Raw genomic sequence first — 19,708 nt, forward strand, 5'->3', positions numbered from 1 at the left:
GGGGTGGAATGACCATGACAGACACTGGAAGGACAACCATGGAAGCCAGGGCCCAGGCGCGGTACATCCGCGTTACGCCCATGAAGGCCCGCCGAGTGGTGGACCTTATCCGTGGCATGGATGCCACGGAGGCTCAGGCGGTCCTGCGTTTCGCCCCGCAGGCCGCGAGCGTGCCGGTCGGCAAGGTGCTTGACAGCGCCATTGCCAACGCCGCGCACAACTACGACCACACCGACGCCGACAGCCTCTTCATCTCCGAGGCGTACGTCGACGAGGGCCCGACCCTGAAGCGGTTCCGTCCGCGTGCCCAGGGCCGCGCCTACCGGATCCGCAAGCGGACCAGCCACATCACCGTGGTCGTCAGCAGCAAGGAAGGAACCCGGTAATGGGCCAGAAGGTAAACCCGCACGGGTTCCGTCTCGGTGTCACGACCGACTTCAAGTCGCGTTGGTACGCCGACAAGCTGTACAAGGACTACGTCAAGGAAGACGTCGCCATCCGTCGGATGATGACGTCCGGCATGGAGCGCGCCGGCATCTCGAAGGTTGAGATCGAGCGCACCCGTGACCGCGTGCGGGTGGACATCCACACCGCGCGTCCCGGCATCGTCATCGGCCGCCGCGGCGCCGAGGCCGACCGCATCCGCGGTGACCTCGAGAAGCTCACGGGCAAGCAGGTCCAGCTGAACATCCTCGAGGTCAAGAACCCCGAGACGGACGCTCAGCTCGTGGCCCAGGCCGTGGCCGAGCAGCTTTCCTCCCGCGTCTCCTTCCGCCGCGCCATGCGTAAGAGCATGCAGTCGGCGATGAAGGCCGGCGCCAAGGGCATCAAGATCCAGTGCGGTGGCCGCCTCGGCGGCGCCGAGATGTCCCGCTCGGAGTTCTACCGCGAGGGCCGCGTGCCCCTGCACACGCTCCGCGCGAACGTCGACTACGGCTTCTTCGAGGCCAAGACGACCTTCGGCCGCATCGGTGTGAAGGTCTGGATCTACAAGGGCGACGTCAAGAACATCGCCGAGGTCCGCGCCGAGAACGCCGCCGCCCGTGCCGGCAACCGCCCGGCCCGTGGTGGCAACGACCGCCCGGCCGGCCGTGGTGGCCGTGGTGGCGAGCGTGGCGGTCGCGGTCGTAAGCCGCAGCAGGCTCCCGCCGCCGAGGCCCCCAAGGCCGAGGCTCCGGCGGCTGCCGCTCCGGCTGAGAGCACCGGAACGGAGGCCTGACCGACATGCTGATCCCCCGTAGGGTCAAGCACCGCAAGCAGCACCACCCGAAGCGCCGTGGTCAGGCCAAGGGCGGTACGCAGGTTTCGTTCGGCGAGTACGGCATTCAGGCCCTCACGCCGGCGTACGTGACGAACCGCCAGATCGAGGCCGCGCGTATCGCGATGACCCGCCACATCAAGCGTGGCGGCAAGGTCTGGATCAACATCTACCCGGACCGCCCGCTCACGAAGAAGCCCGCCGAGACCCGCATGGGTTCCGGTAAGGGTTCGCCCGAGTGGTGGGTCGCGAACGTGCACCCGGGCCGGGTCATGTTCGAACTGTCCTACCCCAACGAGAAGATCGCCCGTGAGGCCCTCACTCGCGCAGCCCACAAGCTGCCGATGAAGTGCCGGATCGTCAAGCGCGAGGCAGGTGAAGCGTGATGTCGGCCGGTACCAAGGCGTCCGAGCTGCGCGAACTGGGTGACGAGGAGCTTCTCGCGAAGCTCCGCGAAGCCAAGGAAGAGCTGTTCAACCTCCGCTTCCAGGCGGCGACCGGTCAGCTCGAGAACCACGGTCGGCTCAAGGCCGTCCGCAAGGACATCGCGCGGATCTACACCCTGATGCGTGAGCGCGAGCTGGGCATCGAGACGGTGGAGAGCGCCTGATGACTGAGAGCAACGTGACCGAGCACAAGACCGACCGCGGATTCCGCAAGACCCGTGAGGGTCTGGTCGTCAGCGACAAGATGGACAAGACCGTCGTCGTCGCCGTCGAGGACCGCGTCAAGCACGCCCTGTACGGCAAGGTCATCCGCCGTACGAGCAAGCTCAAGGCCCACGACGAGCAGAACGCCGCCGGCGTCGGCGACCGCGTCCTCCTGATGGAGACCCGGCCGCTGTCCTCGACGAAGCGCTGGCGCATCGTCGAGATCCTCGAGAAGGCCAAGTAATTTCCTGAGGGGTATCCCCCTCAGGTTGGTTCCGCCAGGCTCGGGGCGGGGTCGCCGCAAGGCCGACCCCGCCCCGGGAACCGGCAGACAAACAGGAGATAGACGTGATCCAGCAGGAGTCGCGACTGCGTGTCGCCGACAACACTGGTGCGAAGGAAATCCTTTGCATCCGTGTGCTCGGTGGCTCCGGTCGCCGCTACGCGGGCATCGGTGACGTCATCGTCGCCACCGTCAAGGACGCGATCCCCGGCGGCAACGTGAAGAAGGGTGACGTCATCAAGGCGGTCATCGTTCGCACCGTCAAGGAGCGCCGCCGTCCGGACGGCTCGTACATCCGCTTCGACGAGAACGCCGCCGTCATTCTGAAGAACGACGGCGACCCTCGCGGCACCCGTATCTTCGGCCCCGTCGGCCGTGAGCTGCGCGAGAAGAAGTTCATGAAGATCATCTCGCTCGCGCCGGAGGTGCTGTAAGCATGAAGATCAAGAAGGGCGACCTGGTCCAGGTCATCACCGGTAAGGACAAGGGCAAGCAGGGCAAGGTCATTGCCGCTTACCCGCGCGACGAGCGCGTCCTGGTCGAGGGTGTCAACCGGGTCAAGAAGCACACGAAGGCCGGCCCGACCGCCAAGGGTTCGCAGGCCGGTGGCATCGTCACGACCGAGGCGCCCGTCCACGTCTCCAACGTCCAGCTGGTCGTTGAGAAGGACGGCAACAAGGTCGTCACGCGCGTCGGTTACCGCTTCGACGACGAGGGCAACAAGATCCGCGTTGCCAAGCGGACGGGTGAGGACATCTGATGGCTACCACCACCACTCCGCGTCTCAAGACGAAGTACCGCGAGGAGATCGCGGCCAAGCTGCAGGAAGAGTTCTCCTACGAGAACGTCATGCAGACCCCCGGTCTCGTCAAGATCGTGGTCAACATGGGTGTCGGCGACGCCGCCCGTGACTCGAAGCTCATGGACGGTGCCGTCCGTGACCTGACCACCATCACCGGTCAGAAGCCGGCCATCACCAAGGCCCGCAAGTCCATCGCGCAGTTCAAGCTGCGCGAGGGTCAGCCGATCGGTGCGCACGTCACCCTCCGTGGCGACCGCATGTGGGAGTTCCTGGACCGCACCCTGTCGCTGGCGCTTCCGCGCATCCGCGACTTCCGCGGCCTGTCCCCCAAGCAGTTCGACGGCCGTGGCAACTACACCTTCGGTCTCACGGAGCAGGTCATGTTCCACGAGATCGACCAGGACAAGATCGACCGCGTCCGGGGTATGGACATCACCGTGGTGACCACGGCGACCAACGACGCTGAGGGCCGTGCCCTTCTCCGTCACCTCGGCTTCCCCTTCAAGGAGGCGTAAGCGAGATGGCGAAGAAGGCTCTGATTGCCAAGGCTGCTCGTAAGCCCAAGTTCGGTGTGCGTGGCTACACCCGCTGCCAGCGCTGCGGTCGTCCGCACTCCGTGTACCGCAAGTTCGGCCTGTGCCGCGTCTGCCTTCGTGAGATGGCTCACCGTGGCGAGCTGCCGGGCGTGACCAAGAGCTCCTGGTAGTCCCCTTAATCAGGGATTCCAGGGCTCTCGGTAAGCAAAGGGCTCTGTCAGGTGCCCACCTCTCCATGGCTTAGGCTGGGAGGGTTGGGCGCCTGACGCCCGTACGACTTACTACGCCGTAGGTCCCCGCACCGCACCCGTCCCGCCCATGAGCGGGGAGAGGGATGGCGCATACAGGAAACCCCGGCGAGAGAGGCCGAAGGCCAATTCATGACCATGACTGATCCGATCGCAGACATGCTTACGCGTCTGCGTAACGCGAACTCGGCGTACCACGACACCGTGGGTATGCCGCACAGCAAGATCAAGTCGCACATCGCGGAGATCCTCCAGCAGGAGGGCTTCATCACGGGCTGGAAGGTCGAGGACGCCGAGGTCGGCAAGAACCTCGTTCTCGAGCTGAAGTTCGGCCCGAACCGTGAGCGCTCCATCGCGGGCATCAAGCGGATCTCCAAGCCCGGTCTCCGGGTTTACGCGAAGTCCACCAACCTGCCCAAGGTGCTGGGCGGCCTCGGCGTGGCGATCATCTCCACGTCGCACGGGCTCCTCACCGACAAGCAGGCCGGCAAGAAGGGCGTAGGCGGAGAAGTTCTCGCCTACGTCTGGTAGCGGAAGGGAACGGAGGAAACAGCTATGTCGCGTATTGGCAAGCTCCCCATCACGGTTCCCGCCGGCGTGGACGTCACCATCGACGGCCGTACGGTCCAGGTGAAGGGCCCCAAGGGCTCTCTCTCCCACACCATCGCGGCGCCGATCGAGATCGCTAAGGGTGAGGACGGCGTTCTGAACGTCACCCGCCCGAACGACGAGCGTCAGAACAAGGCCCTCCACGGCCTGTCCCGCACGCTGGTGGCGAACATGATCACCGGCGTGACCACGGGTTACGTGAAGAAGCTCGAAATCAGCGGTGTGGGTTACCGCGTCCTGGCGAAGGGCTCCAACCTGGAGTTCTCGCTCGGCTACAGCCACTCGATCACTGTCGAGGCCCCCGAAGGCATCACCTTCAAGGTCGAGAACCCCACCCGGTTCTCGGTCGAGGGCATCGACAAGCAGAAGGTCGGAGAGGTTGCGGCCAACATCCGCAAGCTGCGCAAGCCCGACCCGTACAAGGCCAAGGGCGTCAAGTACGAAGGCGAAGTCATCCGCCGCAAGGTCGGAAAGGCGGGTAAGTAAGCCATGGCATACGGTGTCAAGATTGCTAAGGGCGACGCTTACAAGCGTGCTGCCATCAAGCGTCGTCACATCCGGATCCGTAAGCACATCTCGGGTACGGCTGAGCGTCCGCGCCTGGTCGTGACGCGCTCCAACCGCCACATCGTGGCCCAGGTCATCGACGACGTTAAGGGTCACACCCTCGCGTCGGCGTCCACCCTGGACACGACGATCCGCGGCGGCGAGAGCGACAAGTCGGCCCAGGCGAAGTCGGTCGGCGCTCTTGTCGCCGAGCGCGCCAAGGCCGCCGGTGTCGAGGCTGTCGTATTCGACCGTGGTGGAAACCAGTACGCCGGGCGCATCGCCGCCCTGGCGGACGCCGCCCGCGAAGCCGGACTCAAGTTCTGAGTCCCCGTCGCGCAGCGACTGATGTCACTGCGTAGCTAGCGGAAATCGAAGAGAGGTAATTCCAATGGCTGGACCCCAGCGCCGCGGTGGCGGTGCCGGTGGCGGCGAGCGGCGGGACCGGAAGGGCCGTGACGGCGGCGCAGCCGCTGCCGAGAAGACCGCGTACGTTGAGCGCGTCGTCGCGATCAACCGCGTCGCCAAGGTTGTGAAGGGTGGTCGTCGCTTCAGCTTCACCGCGCTGGTCGTGGTGGGCGACGGTGACGGCACCGTGGGTGTCGGTTACGGCAAGGCCAAGGAGGTGCCGGCCGCGATCGCCAAGGGTGTTGAAGAGGCCAAGAAGCACTTCTTCAAGGTCCCCCGTATCCAGGGCACCATCCCGCACCCGATCACGGGCGAGAAGGCCGCGGGCGTCGTCCTGCTCAAGCCTGCCTCCCCCGGTACCGGTGTTATCGCCGGTGGCCCGGTGCGAGCTGTCCTGGAGTGCGCCGGCGTGCACGACATCCTGTCGAAGTCGCTCGGCTCCTCCAACGCGATCAACATCGTGCACGCGACCGTGGCGGCCCTCAAGGGCCTGCAGCGTCCCGAGGAGATCGCGGCCCGCCGCGGTCTGCCCCTCGAGGACGTCGCCCCCGCGGCTCTGCTCCGTGCGCGTGCGGGGGCGGGTGCGTAATGGCTCGCCTCAAGGTCACGCAGACGAAGTCGTACATCGGCAGCAAGCAGAACCACCGTGACACCCTGCGCTCCCTTGGTCTCAAGGGCATCAACACGCAGGTCGTCAAGGAGGACCGCCCCGAGTTCCGCGGAATGGTGCACACCGTCCGCCACCTCGTGACGGTCGAGGAGGTCGACTAGATCATGGCGGAGAACAACCCGCTCAAGATCCACAACCTCCGTCCCGCCCCGGGCGCCAAGACCGCTAAGACCCGTGTTGGTCGTGGTGAGGCGTCGAAGGGTAAGACGGCTGGTCGTGGTACCAAGGGCACGAAGGCCCGCTACCAGGTTCCGGAGCGCTTCGAGGGTGGCCAGATGCCCCTCCACATGCGTCTTCCGAAGCTGAAGGGCTTCCGCAACCCGTTCAAGACCGAGTTCCAGGTCGTGAACCTCGACAAGCTGGGCGCGCTGTACCCGGAGGGTGGCGAGGTCACCGTCGAGGGTCTCGTCGCCAAGGGTGCCGTTCGCAAGAACAGCCTCGTCAAGGTCCTCGGCCAGGGCGAGATCTCCGTGGCGCTGCAGGTGACGGTCGACGCCGTCTCCGGCTCCGCCAAGGAGAAGATCACCGCCGCCGGCGGTACGGTCACCGAGCTCGTCTGATTTCAGACGCCTCGATGACATGAGCGATCCCGACCGGGGATGCCCCACAAAAGGGGCATCCCCGGTTGGTCGTTCCTAGGGGGGCAGTGTCGCCGGTAAGGTGGCCTGCACTGTTGATTTCCGTCCGGCGTGCCTCAAAGGGAACTCCGGACGGGCTTTGACTGTTGGTTAGCTGTCAGTCATCCGTCGAACCTCAAGACCGTCACCTCTGACGCAGTAGCGCGGGGGTCGCAGGAGGCACCGTGCTCACCGCGTTCGCCCGGGCGTTCAGGACGCCCGACCTGCGCAAGAAGCTGCTCTTCACGCTCGGCATCATCGTGGTCTACCGGGTCGGTACCCACATTCCGATCCCCGGCGTGGACTACAAGAACGTCCAGACGTGTATGGACGTGGCCGACTCGAACCGCGGGCTGTTCAGCCTGATCAACATGTTCAGTGGCGGCGCGCTGCTCCAGATCACCGTCTTCGCGCTCGGGATCATGCCGTACATCACGGCGAGCATCATCCTGCAGCTGCTGACCGTGGTCATCCCGCGACTGGAAGCCCTCAAGAAGGAGGGCCAGGCGGGCACGGCGAAGATCACGCAGTACACCCGGTACCTGACGGTCGCGCTCGCCATCCTCCAGGGCACCGGCCTGGTGGCCACCGCCCGCAGTGGCGCCCTGTTCTCGGGCTGCCCCGTCGCGAACCAGATCGTGCCGGACCAGTCGATCTTCACCACGATCACGATGGTCGTCACGATGACCGCCGGCACCTGTGTGGTCATGTGGCTCGGCGAGCTGATCACCGACCGCGGCATCGGCAACGGCATGTCGATCCTCATGTTCATCTCGATCGCCGCGACTTTCCCGAGCGCCCTGTGGACCGTCAAGATCCAGGGCAAGCTGGCGGACGGCTGGATCGAGTTCGGCACGGTGATCCTGGTGGGCCTCTTCATGGTCGGCCTGGTGGTCTTCGTCGAGCAGGCGCAGCGGCGGATCCCGGTCCAGTACGCGAAGCGCATGATCGGCCGCCGGTCCTACGGCGGTACCTCGACCTACATTCCGCTGAAGGTCAACCAGGCAGGTGTGATTCCTGTCATCTTCGCGTCGTCGCTGCTCTACATCCCGAGCCTGATCGCCCAGTTCTCGAAGGGCAACTCCGGCTGGAAGACCTGGGTCACGAACAACCTGACCAAGGGCGACCACCCGATTTACATCACGATGTACTTCCTCCTGATCGTGTTCTTCGCGTTCTTCTACGTGGCGATCTCGTTCAACCCCGAGGAAGTCGCCGACAACATGAAGAAGTATGGTGGCTTCATCCCGGGCATCCGGGCTGGTCGGCCGACCGCTGAGTACCTGAGTTACGTACTCAACCGGATCACCTGGCCGGGTTCGCTGTATCTGGGGATCATCGCTCTCGTACCGACAGTGGCGTTGGTTGGTTTCAATGCGAACCAGAACTTCCCCTTCGGCGGTACCAGCATCCTGATCATCGTGGGTGTCGGCCTGGAGACTGTGAAGCAGATCGAGAGTCAGCTTCAGCAGCGCAATTACGAAGGGTTCCTCCGCTGATGCGAATCGTCCTCGTCGGGCCGCCCGGAGCCGGGAAGGGAACGCAGGCCGCGTTCCTCGCCAAGAATCTGGGGATCCCGCACATCTCCACGGGCGACCTGTTCCGCGCCAACATCAGTCGGCAGACGGAGCTGGGCAAGCTGGCGAAGTCCTACATGGACAAGGGCGATCTGGTACCGGACGAGGTCACCATCGCCATGGCCAAGGACCGCATGGAGCAGCCCGACGCCGAGAACGGCTTCCTCCTCGACGGCTTCCCGCGCAACGTCTCGCAGGCCGAGTCGCTCGACGCGATGCTGAGCGGCGAGGGCATGAAGCTGGACGCGGTGCTGGACCTGGAGGTCCCCGAGGACGAGGTGGTCCGCCGTATCGCGGGCCGGCGCATCTGCCGCAACGACTCGTCGCACGTGTTCCACGTGTCGTACAAGAAGCCGAAGCAGGACGGCGTCTGTGACGTCTGCGGCGGCGAGCTGTACCAGCGCGACGACGACTCCGAGGAGACCGTCCGCAAGCGCCTGGAGGTCTACCACACGCAGACCGAGCCGATCATCGACTACTACAAGGCCCAGGGCCTGGTTGTCACGATCCCCGCGCTCGGCAAGGTGGAAGAGGTCACCGGGCGCGCGATGGAGGCGCTGTCCCGCGAGGCCGCCTAGGCCTTGGGGCGTGAGGCAGTACGTCGTATCGGCCGCGGCACCCCGTTCGGGTGCCGCGGCCGACGTACGCGCGGCGGGGAGGGCGGTGTGCCCGCGGGGGAGAGGTCCAAGGCCCCGGGCGGAGCGGGGCCCGGTCCCCGTATCGTTGAGGCAGTCCCGAGTCATCGTTGAGGCAACCCCTCGTCCCGGTCCAGAAAGGCCGCAGTCCCCATGGTGCAGATCAAGACCCCCGAGCAGATCGCCAAGATGCGTGAGGCGGGGCTGGTCGTCGCCGCCATCCACGCCGCCACGCGTGCGGCGGCCGTGCCCGGCGCGACGACCCGGGATCTGGACGAGGTCGCCCGCAAGGTGCTGGCCGAGCACGGAGCCAAGCCGAACTTCCTCGGCTACGGCGGGTTCCCCGCGACGATCTGCACCTCGGTGAACGAGGTCGTCGTGCACGGCATCCCGGACGACAAGACCGTCCTGAAGGACGGGGACATCATCTCCATCGACGCCGGCGCGATCGTGGACGGCTGGCACGGCGACGCCGCGTTCACCGCCTTCGTCGGCTCCGGCCACGCCCCCGAACTGGTCGAGCTGTCCCGGGTGACCGAGGAGTCGATGTGGGCCGGCATCGCCGCCATGAAGGCGGGCAACCGGCTGGTGGACGTGTCCCGGGCCATCGAGACGTACATCCGCCGGCAGCCGAAGCCGGGCGGCGGCAAGTACGGGATCATCGAGGACTACGGCGGCCACGGCATCGGCACCGAGATGCACATGGACCCGCACCTGCTGAACTACGTCGAGCGCAAGCGCGGCAAGGGTCCGAAGCTCGTCCCCGGGTTCTGCCTGGCGATCGAGCCGATGGTGTCGCTGGGCACCCCGCGCACCGAGGTCCTGGAGGACGACTGGACCGTCATCACCACGGACGGGACCTGGTCCTCGCACTGGGAGCACTCCGTGGCGCTGACGGAGGAGGGCCCGCTCGTCCTGACGGCCCCGGACGGCGGCAAGGCGAAGCTCGCCGAGTACGGCATCACGACGGCCCCGGACCCGCTGGCCGGCTGAGAGCGTGTTGTGCGGAGCGCGGGGATGATCCTTTAGGATCTGTCTCGCGCTCCGCCGCTCACGTCCCACGAGCCCCTGCCGTCCCTCTCCTCACTGTGGCGTTCCGCTCACTTCCGCACCGCCCCTTCGAGCCGACCGTGTGTTACCGGTCCGCCCTGCTCCTCGCGCATATCACGCCGACGGGTGGGGCATCGTCATGAGAAGGCGGAGAACGCCGGGGACGAATTCGTCTTTCCGGGGGCCCTGACGTAGACTGACTCGTCGGCTCTCGTGCACCCGCATGTCTGCATGCGCTCGCGCGGAGTCGATCAAGGTAGTCGATTCGAAGGGCGAAGCGTGGCCAAGAAGCAAGGTGCCATCGAGATCGAAGGCACTGTCGTCGAGTCTCTTCCGAACGCCATGTTCAAGGTGGAGCTCCAGAACGGCCACCAGGTCCTGGCTCACATCAGCGGCAAGATGCGTATGCACTACATCCGTATCCTCCCTGACGACCGGGTCGTGGTGGAGCTGTCTCCGTACGACCTGACGCGTGGCCGGATCGTCTACCGCTACAAGTAGATCTTGCCCTGCTCCGTGTTCCCGGGTTCCCGGGGCGCGGGGGGTGGCACTGACCCGGAGAACCTCACCTAATGAAGGTCAAGCCGAGCGTCAAGAAGATCTGCGACAAGTGCAGGGTGATCCGCCGTCACGGTCGGGTCATGGTCATCTGCGAAAACCCGCGCCACAAGCAGCGCCAGGGCTGACGCACGACCGCACCTTCTGCATCCGCAGATACTTCGCGCGACGCAAGCAGTACATGTTCATACGCGGAACCCAGGACTGACGCGATCAGCCCTGACACCCCCGGTCGGAGGCCGGGGACCCGGTTCGTACCGAATCCTCGATCCGCGGATCAGAGGACGACGGCGGGCGGGATCCGGTTCTGTGGAAGACCTCCGAACGACAACTGGAGCCATTGAATGGCACGCGTTTCCGGTGTTGACATCCCTCGCGAAAAGCGTGTGGAGGTCGCCCTGACCTACGTGTTCGGCATCGGCCGGACCCTTTCCCAGCAGACGCTGGCCGAGACCGGCGTGAACCCCAACACCCGCGTTCGTGACCTCTCCGAGGAGGAGCTGGTCAAGATCCGCGAGTACGTCGACGCCAACATCAAGACCGAGGGTGACCTCCGTCGCGAGATCCAGGGCGACATCCGCCGCAAGATCGAGATCGGCTGCTACCAGGGCATCCGCCACCGTCGTGGCCTGCCCGTGCACGGTCAGCGCACCAGCACGAACGCTCGTACCCGCAAGGGCCCGCGTCGCGCCATCGCCGGCAAGAAGAAGCCGGGCAAGAAGTAGTCCTCAGCGGACAACGCTTCACCAGCGGTCTTCGCTGTAGGACCGACCACCTCCCCGTAGGAGAAATAGATGCCCCCCAAGGGTCGTCAGGGCGCTGCCAAGAAGGTGCGCCGCAAGGAAAAGAAGAACGTCGCTCACGGCCACGCGCACATCAAGAGCACGTTCAACAACACGATCGTCTCGATCACGGACCCCTCGGGCAACGTGATCTCCTGGGCCTCCGCCGGCCACGTCGGCTTCAAGGGCTCGCGCAAGTCGACTCCGTTCGCCGCGCAGATGGCCGCCGAGTCGGCCGCCCGCCGCGCGCAGGAGCACGGCATGCGCAAGGTGGACGTGTTCGTCAAGGGTCCCGGCTCCGGCCGTGAGACCGCGATCCGCTCCCTCCAGGCCACCGGCCTCGAGGTCGGCTCGATCCAGGACGTCACCCCCACCCCGCACAACGGCTGCCGTCCGCCCAAGCGCCGTCGCGTCTGATCCGGGGCGGCGCCCTCTCCGCGTGAGCGGAGGCGTACCGCGCCGCCGCGTCTGACGCACGGTTGTCTCGCGTTCGAAGCGGGTCCGGGCGGTATGGCACTTCGGTGTCGTGCCGCCCGTACCCTTGTGGTAGATGAACCACGCCGGGCTGCCGCCCGGTGGCAAGGGCATCAAATAGTGGGTGCCCCTGACTGAAGGATTCCTTCATGCTTATTGCTCAGCGCCCGTCGCTGACCGAAGAGGTCGTCGACGAATTCCGCTCCCGGTTCGTGATCGAGCCGCTGGAGCCGGGCTTCGGCTACACCCTCGGCAACTCCCTGCGTCGTACGCTCCTCTCCTCGATCCCCGGTGCCGCTGTCACCAGCATCCGGATCGACGGTGTCCTGCACGAGTTCACCACCGTGCCGGGCGTCAAGGAGGACGTCACCGACCTGATCCTCAACATCAAGCAGCTCGTGGTCTCCTCGGAGCACGACGAGCCGGTCGTGATGTACCTGCGCAAGCAGGGCCCGGGTCTGGTCACCGCCGCCGACATCGCGCCCCCGGCCGGTGTCGAGGTGCACAACCCCGACCTCGTCCTCGCCACGCTCAACGGCAAGGGCAAGCTGGAGATGGAGCTGACCGTCGAGCGCGGTCGCGGCTACGTCTCCGCCGTTCAGAACAAGCAGGTCGGTCAGGAGATCGGGCGCATCCCGGTCGACTCGATCTACTCGCCGGTGCTGAAGGTCACGTACAAGGTCGAGGCGACCCGTGTCGAGCAGCGCACCGACTTCGACAAGCTGATCGTCGACGTCGAGACCAAGCAGGCCATGCGTCCCCGTGACGCCATGGCGTCGGCCGGCAAGACCCTGGTCGAGCTGTTCGGTCTGGCCCGTGAGCTGAACATCGACGCCGAGGGCATCGACATGGGCCCGTCCCCCACGGACGCCGCCCTCGCCGCCGATCTCGCGCTGCCGATCGAGGAGCTGGAGCTGACCGTCCGGTCGTACAACTGCCTCAAGCGTGAGGGCATCCACTCCGTGGGTGAGCTGGTCGCACGCTCCGAGGCCGACCTCCTGGACATCCGCAACTTCGGTGCGAAGTCCATCGACGAGGTCAAGGCCAAGCTCGCCGGGATGGGTCTCGCGCTCAAGGACTCGCCTCCCGGGTTCGACCCGACCGCCGCCGCCGACGCCTTCGGCGCCGACGACGACGCGGACGCGGGCTTCGTCGAGACCGAGCAGTACTAAGCGGCTCGGGACCGACCGCCGGTTCCAGGGCGCGGGTGCGCCGCGCCTGCTCGCGCCCACGCGACGCAGTCGCACATTGACAGCGTCCCGCGCCCCCTCCGAACCGCCCCTTCGGGGCGTGGTTCGGATCTCCGACGGGCATCCGCCCGCTCGGACACTGACCTCGGTACCTGATACGGCCGGGGCAGACACCTAGGAGAAACACCATGCCGAAGCCCACCAAGGGTGCCCGTCTGGGCGGCAGCGCCGCGCACGAGAAGCTGCTCCTCGCGAACCTCGCGAAGTCGCTCTTCGAGCACGGCCGCATCACCACCACCGAGGCCAAGGCCCGTCGCCTGCGTCCCTACGCCGAGCGTCTGGTCACCAAGGCGAAGAAGGGTGACCTTCACAACCGCCGTCAGGTGCTCTCGGTGATCACGGACAAGAGCATCGTGCACACGCTCTTCACCGAGATCGGCCCGCGCTACGAGAACCGCCCGGGTGGCTACACCCGTATCACCAAGATCGGTAACCGTCGTGGCGACAACGCGCCCATGGCTGTCATCGAGCTGGTGGAGGCCCTGACCGTGGCCCAGCAGGCCACCGGTGAGGCCGAGGCGGCGACCAAGCGTTCCGCCAAGGACGCCGAGGCTCCGGCCAAGGTGGAGGACACCAAGGTCGAGGACACCAAGGCCGAGGACGCCACCGAGGCTCCGGCCGAGGAGTCGAAGGACGCCTGAGGCACTGCCTTGCTGTGAGCGGGTCCGTCCCTTCGGGGGCGGGCCCGCTTTCGCGTTCCGGCGCCGGCGCCGGGCTTGAGAGGATCCAGGAGTGAGTGACGAAGCGGAGCCCGGGTTCGTACGGGTGCGGATGGACCTGTCCTACGACGGGAGCGCGTTCTCCGGGTGGGCGAAGCAGGCCAGTGGCCGGCGGACCGTCCAGGGCGACATCGAGGAGGCGCTGCGGACGGTGACCCGGGCCAAGGACACCACGTACGAGCTGACCGTGGCCGGGCGGACCGACGCCGGGGTGCACGCGCGCGGCCAGGTGGCCCACGTCGACCTGCCCCAGGAGGTGTGGGCCGAGCACCGCGAGAAGCTGCTGAAGCGGCTCGCCGGGCGGCTGGCGAGGGACGTGCGGGTGTGGTCGCTCACCGAGGCGCCCGCCGGGTTCAACGCGCGGTTCTCGGCGGTCTGGCGGCGCTACGCCTACCGCGTCACCGACGAGCCCGGCGGTGTCGATCCCCTGCTGCGCGGTCATGTCCTGTGGCACGACTGGCCGTTGGACGTCGACGCCATGAACGAGGCGGCCAAGTCGCTGCTGGGGGAGCACGACTTCGCCGCGTACTGCAAGAAGCGCGAGGGCGCGACGACCATCCGTACGCTCCAGGAACTCGGTCTGGAGCGCGGGCCGGACGGGATCATCACCGCGACCGTGCGGGCGGACGCGTTCTGCCACAACATGGTGCGCTCGCTGATCGGTGCCCTGCTGTTCGTGGGCGACGGGCACCGCGGCCCCGACTGGCCGGGGAAGGTGCTCGCGGCCGGGGTGCGGGACTCGGCCGTGCACGTGGTGCGGCCGCACGGGCTGACGCTGGAGGAAGTCGGGTACCCCGCCGACGAGTTGCTGGCCGCGCGCAACAAGGAGGCACGCAACAAGCGGACGTTGCCCGGCTCGGGCGGCTGCGCGGGCTGCTGACGGCGCGGGCTGCTGACGGCGCGGGCTGCGGACGGGCGGAGGGCGGCCGGGGCTCCAACCGGCCGCCGTACGGCGGGAGTCAGCGCTGTGCGGCCGCGGAGGCCTGGGCCTCGCCGCGGCGGCGGATCTGCCGGAAGGTGAACTCGGCCAGGTCGTCGCCGGTGGTGAAGACGGCGGTGTCCTTCGTCGTCACGTCCTTGCCGCTGCCGAAGCCGGCGAGGGTGAAGTAGGCGTACCGGCCGAAGGCGTTGGTGGTGGAGCGGCAGACGGCCGCGTCGCAGAAGGACTTGACGCCGTTTCCGGACAGGGAGGCGATGATGCTCCGCTTGTCCGCGTCGGCCTTCGCCTTGGCCGCCTTCTCCTTGGAGTCGAAGACCGCGACCCCGACGGTGACCGCGACGCCGTCCTTGCTGTAGGTGACCCGCAGGAAGCGGGTGCAGCCGTCCTTGCTGAGGACCGGCGGGAGGGTGCCCTTCGCGGCCGAGGCGCAGTTCTTGGTGTCGGCGGTCGGGCCCTTGCGGTAGACGCGGTCGCCCATGGTGAGCTGGGTGCCCGGGAAGAGGATGTCCGGGCTGAGCGGCGCGGTGTCCTTGCGGGCGCTGGATATGAACTCCTCCGGGTCCAGCGGCGGCGGGGCCGAGGTCGGCTCGAAGGACGGCGCCTGCTGCGCGGAACTCGGGATGTCCGCGGTGGCGGGCAGGCTGGAGGGCTGGTTGGCGGTCTGGTTGGAGCCGCCCGCGTTCACGACGGCCATGGCGACGGCCGCGCCGACCGCCACGGTGGCCACCGCCCCGCCCACGATGAACAGCAGCCTGCGGCGCTTGTTGCGCGTCTCCGAAGCCTCGGCCAGCGCGGCCCAGTCGGGGCTCGTGCCGCTCTGCCGGTCACTCCACTGCGACTGCTGCTGAGAACCCGGCTTCCAGGGGTCCCACGGGGCCTGCCCCTGCCCACCCTGCCCATAACTCATGCGCCGCATCTTAGACGGGCGTTGGGGGGTGCCGTTCCGTTCCATCGGGCAGTCGAAGCCCTAGCGTGATCTGAATGCGCACGGGCAAAAGTGACATCTCCGGGTGGTTGGTACGTCGGGCGTCCTGGCACGCGTGGGCGGTGACGGGCGCGGTGCTCGGCGCCCAGGTGGCGGGCGCCGCGCGGGCGAGTTCGGACGGGGGGATGGACAACGCGATCGTCGTGCGGGCCGCGCGGACCTGGCTGGACGGCGGATCGCCGTACGCCGACCGGCACTTCCTCTATCTGCCGAGCGCGGTGCTCGCGGCGGTGCCGCAGGCGGTGCTCCCGGTGGCGGTGCTGCGGCTGCTGGTCCCGCTGAGCGTGACCGTGCTGCTGCTGGCGGGCTGGGTGTGGGCGCTGCGGGTGCACGGGGTGCCGGAGCGCAGCCGGCTCGCGGTGCTCGGTCCCGGCGCGCTGGCGCTCGGCTTCGCGCCCTTCGGGCACCTGGTGTCGCTCGGCAACTGGACGGTGACCGCCGCCGCGGCGCTGCCGCTCGCGCTGCTGCTGGCCGCGCGGGAGCGGTGGGTGCTGGCGGGGGTGGTGGTGGGCGCGGCCGTGGCGCTCAAGCCGTTGCTCGCGCCGGTGGCGCTGCTCTTCGTCTTCGCGCGCCGGTGGCCGGGGCTCGCGGCGGTGGTGCTTGTGCCGGCCGTGGCGTCCGGCGGGGCGGCGCTGCTGATGCCCGACCCGGCGGGGTTCGTGACCCGGACGCTGCCGTTCCTGCTGCGCGGCCACGACCGGTTCGTCACGCTCTACGAGGCGTCCCCGGCGGCCGTGCTGCCCCGGCTCGGGGTGCCGGTGTGGGTGGCGGTGCCGCTCGCCTGCGCGGGGGCGGCCGTCGGGGTCGGGTGCGCGTACCGCCGCTGGTCCCGTGGGGTGCCCGGGCCGCTGCGGCTGGTGGAGACCGCGGTGCTGCTGATGCTCTCGGCGTTCCTGGTCTCCCGGCCGTCTTACGACCACTATCTGCTGGTCGTGGTGCCGCTGCTGCTCGCCGGGCTGCCGTATCCGGAGGCGGTGTCCCGCGGGCCGTGGTTCTGGCTGGCGCTGGTGCCGCAGGTGCCCGGGGCGCACTGGCCCTGGCTGGAGCCGGTGACCCGGCGGGCCTTCCGGGACTGTTTTACCCTGGTGGTGACGACTGCGGCGGTGATGCTCGGGCATCCCCGGCACCAGGCACTCCGGGGCCCCGGCCCCTTCGTCGCTCAGCGACAGGGACGGCGGGCCACGCGGGTGTGATCCCACGCGTTTTGACCCGTCCGGGGCAGCGCGGGTAAGCTTGCGATTCGTTATGTGTATTGGCTTGCTCATTCTCACGTGAGGGGCCCTTACACCGGTCCACCGGGGCCGATGACCAGCGACCAGCACGCGGTATGCGTCACCGCAGTGCGGTCAGGGCTGTCGTGATCGTCCGTGGTGGCCATGTCAGGACCCACTCACTGAAGAAGCGAAGGCTACGACCGTGCGTACGTACAGCCCCAAGCCCGGCGACATCACTCGCCAGTGGTACGTCATCGACGCCCAGGATGTCGTCCTGGGCCGTCTGGCGACCACTGCCGCGAACATCCTGCGGGGCAAGCACAAGCCGATCTACGCGCCCCACGTGGACGCTGGTGACTTCGTCATCATCATCAACGCGGACAAGGTGCACCTCTCCGGCAACAAGAAGACCCAGAAGCTGGCGTACCGCCACTCCGGTTACCCGGGTGGTCTGCGCTCCGTCCGCTACGACGAGCTGCTGGCGAAGAACCCCGAGAAGGCCGTCGAGAAGGCCATCAAGGGCATGGTTCCCAAGAACTCCCTCGGCCGTCAGGTCCTCTCGAAGCTGAAGGTGTACGCGGGCGAGAACCACCCGCACGCTGCGCAGCAGCCGGTCCCGTTCGAGATCACCCAGGTCGCGCAGTAGTTCCGGCCACCCCCTAAGACGTAAAGAAATCTGAGGAGAATCGTGGCCGAGACCACTGTTGAGCAGCCGGTCGAAGAGACTGAGCTCGTCGACGTCGAGAACTACACCACCGAGTCCGAGGTGCCCGTCGAGGGCGAGTACACCTCGGAGTCGCTCGCGGGCCGCTTCGGCGACCCGCAGCCGGCGGCCGGCCTGGGCCGTCGCAAGAACGCCATCGCCCGCGTCCGGATCGTCCCGGGCACCGGCAAGTGGAAGGTCAACGGGCGCACGCTCGAGGACTACTTCCCGAACAAGGTCCACCAGCAGGAAGTCAACGAGCCCTTCAAGGTGCTCGAGCTGGACGGCCGCTACGACGTCATCGCCCGCATCTCGGGTGGCGGCGTCTCCGGTCAGGCCGGTGCCCTGCGCCTCGGCGTGGCCCGCGCGCTGAACGAGGCGGACGTGGACAACAACCGCGGCGCCCTGAAGAAGGCCGGTTACCTCAAGCGTGACGACCGTGCGGTCGAGCGCAAGAAGGCCGGTCTCAAGAAGGCCCGCAAGGCTCCGCAGTACAGCAAGCGTTAAGCTTCGCTGCCTGCTCGTACGCGTCCTACGCGTAGCTTCGAACGCCCCGGCGGCACGCCACAGTGCCGCCGGGGCGTTCGTTTATCACTGGGCTCGGCGTATAACGGCACAAGGTGCTCAAAGGCTCATGTGATCGAATGACCTCCGTATTCTTCGGGGGGACTTTCGCACTCTGAAGCTTCCTCAGGAGGACAAGTGGGACGACTCTTCGGCACGGACGGCGTGCGCGGTGTCGCCAACGCGGATCTGACGGCCGAGCTGGCGCTCGGCCTCTCCGTGGCGGCGGCGCACGTACTCGCCGAGGCGGGAACCTTCGAGGGCCACCGGCCTGTCGCGGTGGTCGGGCGGGACCCGCGCGCGTCCGGGGAGTTCCTGGAGGCCGCGGTGGTCGCCGGCCTCGCCAGCGCGGGCGTGGACGTCCTGCGGGTCGGTGTGCTGCCCACCCCCGCGGTGGCGCACCTCACCGGCGCGCTCGGCGCCGACCTCGGCGTGATGCTCTCCGCCAGCCACAACGCCATGCCCGACAACGGCATCAAGTTCTTCGCCCGCGGCGGGCACAAGCTCGCCGACGAGCTGGAGGACCGGATCGAGGGCGTCTACGAGGAGCACCGCACCGGCGCTCCCTGGGACCGCCCGACCGGGGCGGGCGTCGGCCGGGTGAACTCCTACGAGGAGGGCTTCGACCAGTACGTCGCCCACCTCCTCGGGGTGCTGCCGAACCGTCTCGACGGTCTGAAGGTCGTCCTGGACGAGGCGCACGGCGCGGCCTCCCGGGTCTCGCCCGAGGCGTTCGCGCGGGCCGGCGCCGAGATCGTCACGATCGGCGCGGCGCCCGACGGGCTGAACATCAACGACGGCTGCGGCTCCACCCACCTGGAGCTGCTCAAGGCCGCCGTGGTCGAGCACGGGGCGGACCTCGGCATCGCGCACGACGGTGACGCCGACCGCTGCCTGGCGGTGGACCACACGGGCGAGGAGATCGACGGCGACCAGATCCTGGCCGTCCTCGCGCTGGCGATGCGAGAGCGTTCCGCACTGCGCTCCGGCACCGTTGTCGCGACGGTCATGTCGAACCTGGGCTTCAAGCTCGCCATGGAGCGCGAGGGCCTCGCCCTCGTGCAGACGGCGGTCGGCGACCGGTACGTCCTGGAGGAGATGAAGCGGCACGACTACGCCCTCGGCGGCGAGCAGTCCGGGCACGTCATCGTCCTGGACCACGCCACCACCGGCGACGGCACGCTGACCGGTCTGCTGCTGGCCGCCCGGGTTGCGCAGAGCGGCCGTACGCTCCGCGACCTCGCCTCGGTCATGGAGCGGCTGCCGCAGGTCCTCGTCAACGTGCCCGACGTGGACCGCAGCCGGGTGAAGACCTCCGCCGAACTGGCCGCGGCGGTCGCGGACGCCGAGCGGGAACTCGGCACCACCGGACGGGTGCTGCTGCGCCCCTCCGGCACCGAGCCGCTCGTCCGCGTGATGGTCGAGGCCGCCGACATCGAGCAGGCCCGCTCGGTCGCCGCGCGGCTGGCGGACGTCGTGAAGTCGGCGCTGGGGTAAGCCTGTTCGCAGACCTCGTCCCGGCCCCGCGGCCCGGCCCCCCCCCCGGGGGGGCCGGGCCCCCCCCGGGGGGGGGGGTGTTTGGGGGCGGATGGGGGGGGCCAAGTGGTGGGGGGCCCGGCGGGAGACCAGG

Annotated in this window: 30 protein-coding genes; 29 read left to right on the forward strand and 1 reads right to left on the reverse strand. The window is 67.9% G+C overall.

Annotated features, from left to right (window positions below; all coding sequences use genetic code 11):
- Positions 1–38 precede the first annotated feature (38 nt).
- The 25 genes from rplV to truA all read left to right on the forward strand — a co-directional run bounded on the left by rplV (position 39) and on the right by truA (position 14,552).
- Positions 39–386, forward strand: coding sequence for a 50S ribosomal protein L22 (rplV, locus tag AB0912_RS08540; RefSeq protein ID WP_003974262.1), 348 nt, complete (start codon positions 39–41; stop codon positions 384–386).
- The gene (gene rpsC, locus AB0912_RS08545) at positions 386–1,219 is read left to right on the forward strand and encodes a 30S ribosomal protein S3 (RefSeq protein ID WP_366697191.1); all 834 of its coding nucleotides are present in this window, start codon (positions 386–388) and stop codon (positions 1,217–1,219) included. The genes rplV and rpsC overlap by 1 nt, the downstream gene beginning before the upstream one ends.
- Before the next feature lie 5 nt (positions 1,220–1,224).
- Entirely contained in the window at positions 1,225–1,644 is a 420-nt protein-coding gene (rplP, locus tag AB0912_RS08550) for a 50S ribosomal protein L16 (RefSeq protein ID WP_099500627.1), read from the forward strand.
- The gene (gene rpmC, locus AB0912_RS08555) at positions 1,644–1,868 is read left to right on the forward strand and encodes a 50S ribosomal protein L29 (RefSeq protein ID WP_003998824.1); all 225 of its coding nucleotides are present in this window, start codon (positions 1,644–1,646) and stop codon (positions 1,866–1,868) included. The genes rplP and rpmC overlap by 1 nt, the downstream gene beginning before the upstream one ends.
- The gene (gene rpsQ, locus AB0912_RS08560) at positions 1,868–2,152 is read left to right on the forward strand and encodes a 30S ribosomal protein S17 (protein WP_366697192.1); all 285 of its coding nucleotides are present in this window, start codon (positions 1,868–1,870) and stop codon (positions 2,150–2,152) included. Before rpmC ends, rpsQ begins: the two co-directional genes overlap by 1 nt.
- A gap of 104 nt (positions 2,153–2,256) precedes the next feature.
- Positions 2,257–2,625 (forward strand): 50S ribosomal protein L14, encoded by a 369-nt coding sequence (gene rplN / locus AB0912_RS08565; protein ID WP_003992364.1) that lies wholly within the window; start codon positions 2,257–2,259, stop codon positions 2,623–2,625.
- A 2-nt stretch (positions 2,626–2,627) separates the two neighbouring features.
- Entirely contained in the window at positions 2,628–2,951 is a 324-nt protein-coding gene (gene rplX / locus AB0912_RS08570; protein ID WP_007494760.1) for a 50S ribosomal protein L24, read from the forward strand.
- On the forward strand, positions 2,951–3,508 hold the full coding sequence (gene rplE, locus AB0912_RS08575) for a 50S ribosomal protein L5 (protein WP_148010026.1): 558 nt from the start codon (positions 2,951–2,953) through the stop codon (positions 3,506–3,508). Before rplX ends, rplE begins: the two co-directional genes overlap by 1 nt.
- A gap of 5 nt (positions 3,509–3,513) precedes the next feature.
- Entirely contained in the window at positions 3,514–3,699 is a 186-nt protein-coding gene (locus tag AB0912_RS08580; RefSeq protein WP_003948630.1) for a type Z 30S ribosomal protein S14, read from the forward strand.
- Between the two features lie 210 nt (positions 3,700–3,909).
- Positions 3,910–4,308, forward strand: coding sequence for a 30S ribosomal protein S8 (gene rpsH, locus AB0912_RS08585; RefSeq protein WP_010986352.1), 399 nt, complete (start codon positions 3,910–3,912; stop codon positions 4,306–4,308).
- Positions 4,309–4,332: 24 nt separating this feature from the next.
- On the forward strand, positions 4,333–4,872 hold the full coding sequence (gene rplF, locus AB0912_RS08590; protein WP_366697193.1) for a 50S ribosomal protein L6: 540 nt from the start codon (positions 4,333–4,335) through the stop codon (positions 4,870–4,872).
- 3 nt (positions 4,873–4,875) lie between these two features.
- Positions 4,876–5,259 carry a 50S ribosomal protein L18 gene (rplR, locus tag AB0912_RS08595; protein WP_010986354.1) on the forward strand — a complete coding sequence of 128 codons (384 nt, stop codon included), beginning with the start codon at positions 4,876–4,878 and terminating at the stop codon, positions 5,257–5,259.
- 64 nt (positions 5,260–5,323) lie between these two features.
- Positions 5,324–5,929, forward strand: a complete 606-nt coding sequence (gene rpsE / locus AB0912_RS08600) for a 30S ribosomal protein S5 (protein ID WP_037694140.1) — start codon at positions 5,324–5,326, stop codon at positions 5,927–5,929.
- Positions 5,929–6,111: a 50S ribosomal protein L30 gene (gene rpmD, locus AB0912_RS08605; RefSeq protein ID WP_055553514.1), complete on the forward strand. Its 183-nt coding sequence runs from the start codon at positions 5,929–5,931 to the stop codon at positions 6,109–6,111. Before rpsE ends, rpmD begins: the two co-directional genes overlap by 1 nt.
- 3 nt (positions 6,112–6,114) lie before the next feature.
- A complete protein-coding gene (rplO, locus tag AB0912_RS08610) occupies positions 6,115–6,570 on the forward strand; it encodes a 50S ribosomal protein L15 (protein ID WP_189190330.1) in 456 nt (151 codons plus the stop codon).
- A 242-nt stretch (positions 6,571–6,812) separates the two neighbouring features.
- On the forward strand, positions 6,813–8,126 hold the full coding sequence (gene secY / locus AB0912_RS08615) for a preprotein translocase subunit SecY (protein WP_366697194.1): 1,314 nt from the start codon (positions 6,813–6,815) through the stop codon (positions 8,124–8,126).
- Positions 8,126–8,782, forward strand: coding sequence for an adenylate kinase (locus AB0912_RS08620; RefSeq protein ID WP_366697195.1), 657 nt, complete (start codon positions 8,126–8,128; stop codon positions 8,780–8,782). Before secY ends, AB0912_RS08620 begins: the two co-directional genes overlap by 1 nt.
- A gap of 210 nt (positions 8,783–8,992) precedes the next feature.
- Positions 8,993–9,832, forward strand: coding sequence for a type I methionyl aminopeptidase (gene map, locus AB0912_RS08625; RefSeq protein WP_366697196.1), 840 nt, complete (start codon positions 8,993–8,995; stop codon positions 9,830–9,832).
- Positions 9,833–10,168: 336 nt separating this feature from the next.
- Positions 10,169–10,390, forward strand: a complete 222-nt coding sequence (infA, locus tag AB0912_RS08630; RefSeq protein ID WP_003948620.1) for a translation initiation factor IF-1 — start codon at positions 10,169–10,171, stop codon at positions 10,388–10,390.
- Positions 10,391–10,461: 71 nt separating this feature from the next.
- Entirely contained in the window at positions 10,462–10,575 is a 114-nt protein-coding gene (gene rpmJ, locus AB0912_RS08635) for a 50S ribosomal protein L36 (protein WP_003998809.1), read from the forward strand.
- A gap of 216 nt (positions 10,576–10,791) precedes the next feature.
- Positions 10,792–11,172 carry a 30S ribosomal protein S13 gene (gene rpsM, locus AB0912_RS08640; protein ID WP_037626962.1) on the forward strand — a complete coding sequence of 127 codons (381 nt, stop codon included), beginning with the start codon at positions 10,792–10,794 and terminating at the stop codon, positions 11,170–11,172.
- 69 nt (positions 11,173–11,241) lie between these two features.
- Entirely contained in the window at positions 11,242–11,646 is a 405-nt protein-coding gene (gene rpsK / locus AB0912_RS08645) for a 30S ribosomal protein S11 (protein WP_003956432.1), read from the forward strand.
- A gap of 206 nt (positions 11,647–11,852) precedes the next feature.
- Positions 11,853–12,875, forward strand: a complete 1,023-nt coding sequence (locus AB0912_RS08650; RefSeq protein WP_003966937.1) for a DNA-directed RNA polymerase subunit alpha — start codon at positions 11,853–11,855, stop codon at positions 12,873–12,875.
- Positions 12,876–13,081: 206 nt separating this feature from the next.
- Entirely contained in the window at positions 13,082–13,594 is a 513-nt protein-coding gene (gene rplQ, locus AB0912_RS08655; protein WP_366697197.1) for a 50S ribosomal protein L17, read from the forward strand.
- A 91-nt stretch (positions 13,595–13,685) separates the two neighbouring features.
- The gene (gene truA, locus AB0912_RS08660) at positions 13,686–14,552 is read left to right on the forward strand and encodes a tRNA pseudouridine(38-40) synthase TruA (protein WP_366697198.1); all 867 of its coding nucleotides are present in this window, start codon (positions 13,686–13,688) and stop codon (positions 14,550–14,552) included.
- A gap of 79 nt (positions 14,553–14,631) precedes the next feature.
- On the opposite strand, the gene AB0912_RS08665 is transcribed toward truA, so the two are convergent.
- On the reverse strand, positions 14,632–15,519 hold the full coding sequence (locus AB0912_RS08665; RefSeq protein WP_366697199.1) for a hypothetical protein: 888 nt from the start codon (positions 15,517–15,519) through the stop codon (positions 14,632–14,634).
- Between the two features lie 74 nt (positions 15,520–15,593).
- On the opposite strand from AB0912_RS08665, the gene AB0912_RS08670 reads away from it, so the two are divergent.
- The 4 genes from AB0912_RS08670 (at position 15,594) to glmM (ending at position 19,575) form a co-directional block, all read left to right on the forward strand.
- On the forward strand, positions 15,594–16,790 hold the full coding sequence (locus AB0912_RS08670; RefSeq protein WP_366697200.1) for a glycosyltransferase 87 family protein: 1,197 nt from the start codon (positions 15,594–15,596) through the stop codon (positions 16,788–16,790).
- A 223-nt stretch (positions 16,791–17,013) separates the two neighbouring features.
- A complete protein-coding gene (gene rplM / locus AB0912_RS08675) occupies positions 17,014–17,457 on the forward strand; it encodes a 50S ribosomal protein L13 (RefSeq protein ID WP_095936057.1) in 444 nt (147 codons plus the stop codon).
- Between the two features lie 42 nt (positions 17,458–17,499).
- Positions 17,500–18,021 (forward strand): 30S ribosomal protein S9, encoded by a 522-nt coding sequence (gene rpsI, locus AB0912_RS08680; protein ID WP_366697201.1) that lies wholly within the window; start codon positions 17,500–17,502, stop codon positions 18,019–18,021.
- Between the two features lie 195 nt (positions 18,022–18,216).
- Positions 18,217–19,575: a phosphoglucosamine mutase gene (gene glmM, locus AB0912_RS08685; RefSeq protein ID WP_366697202.1), complete on the forward strand. Its 1,359-nt coding sequence runs from the start codon at positions 18,217–18,219 to the stop codon at positions 19,573–19,575.
- The last annotated feature ends 133 nt before the right edge of the window (positions 19,576–19,708 follow it).

The sequence above is a fragment of the Streptomyces sp. NPDC007084 genome, assembly GCF_040703595.1.
GTDB lineage: Bacteria > Actinomycetota > Actinomycetes > Streptomycetales > Streptomycetaceae > Streptomyces.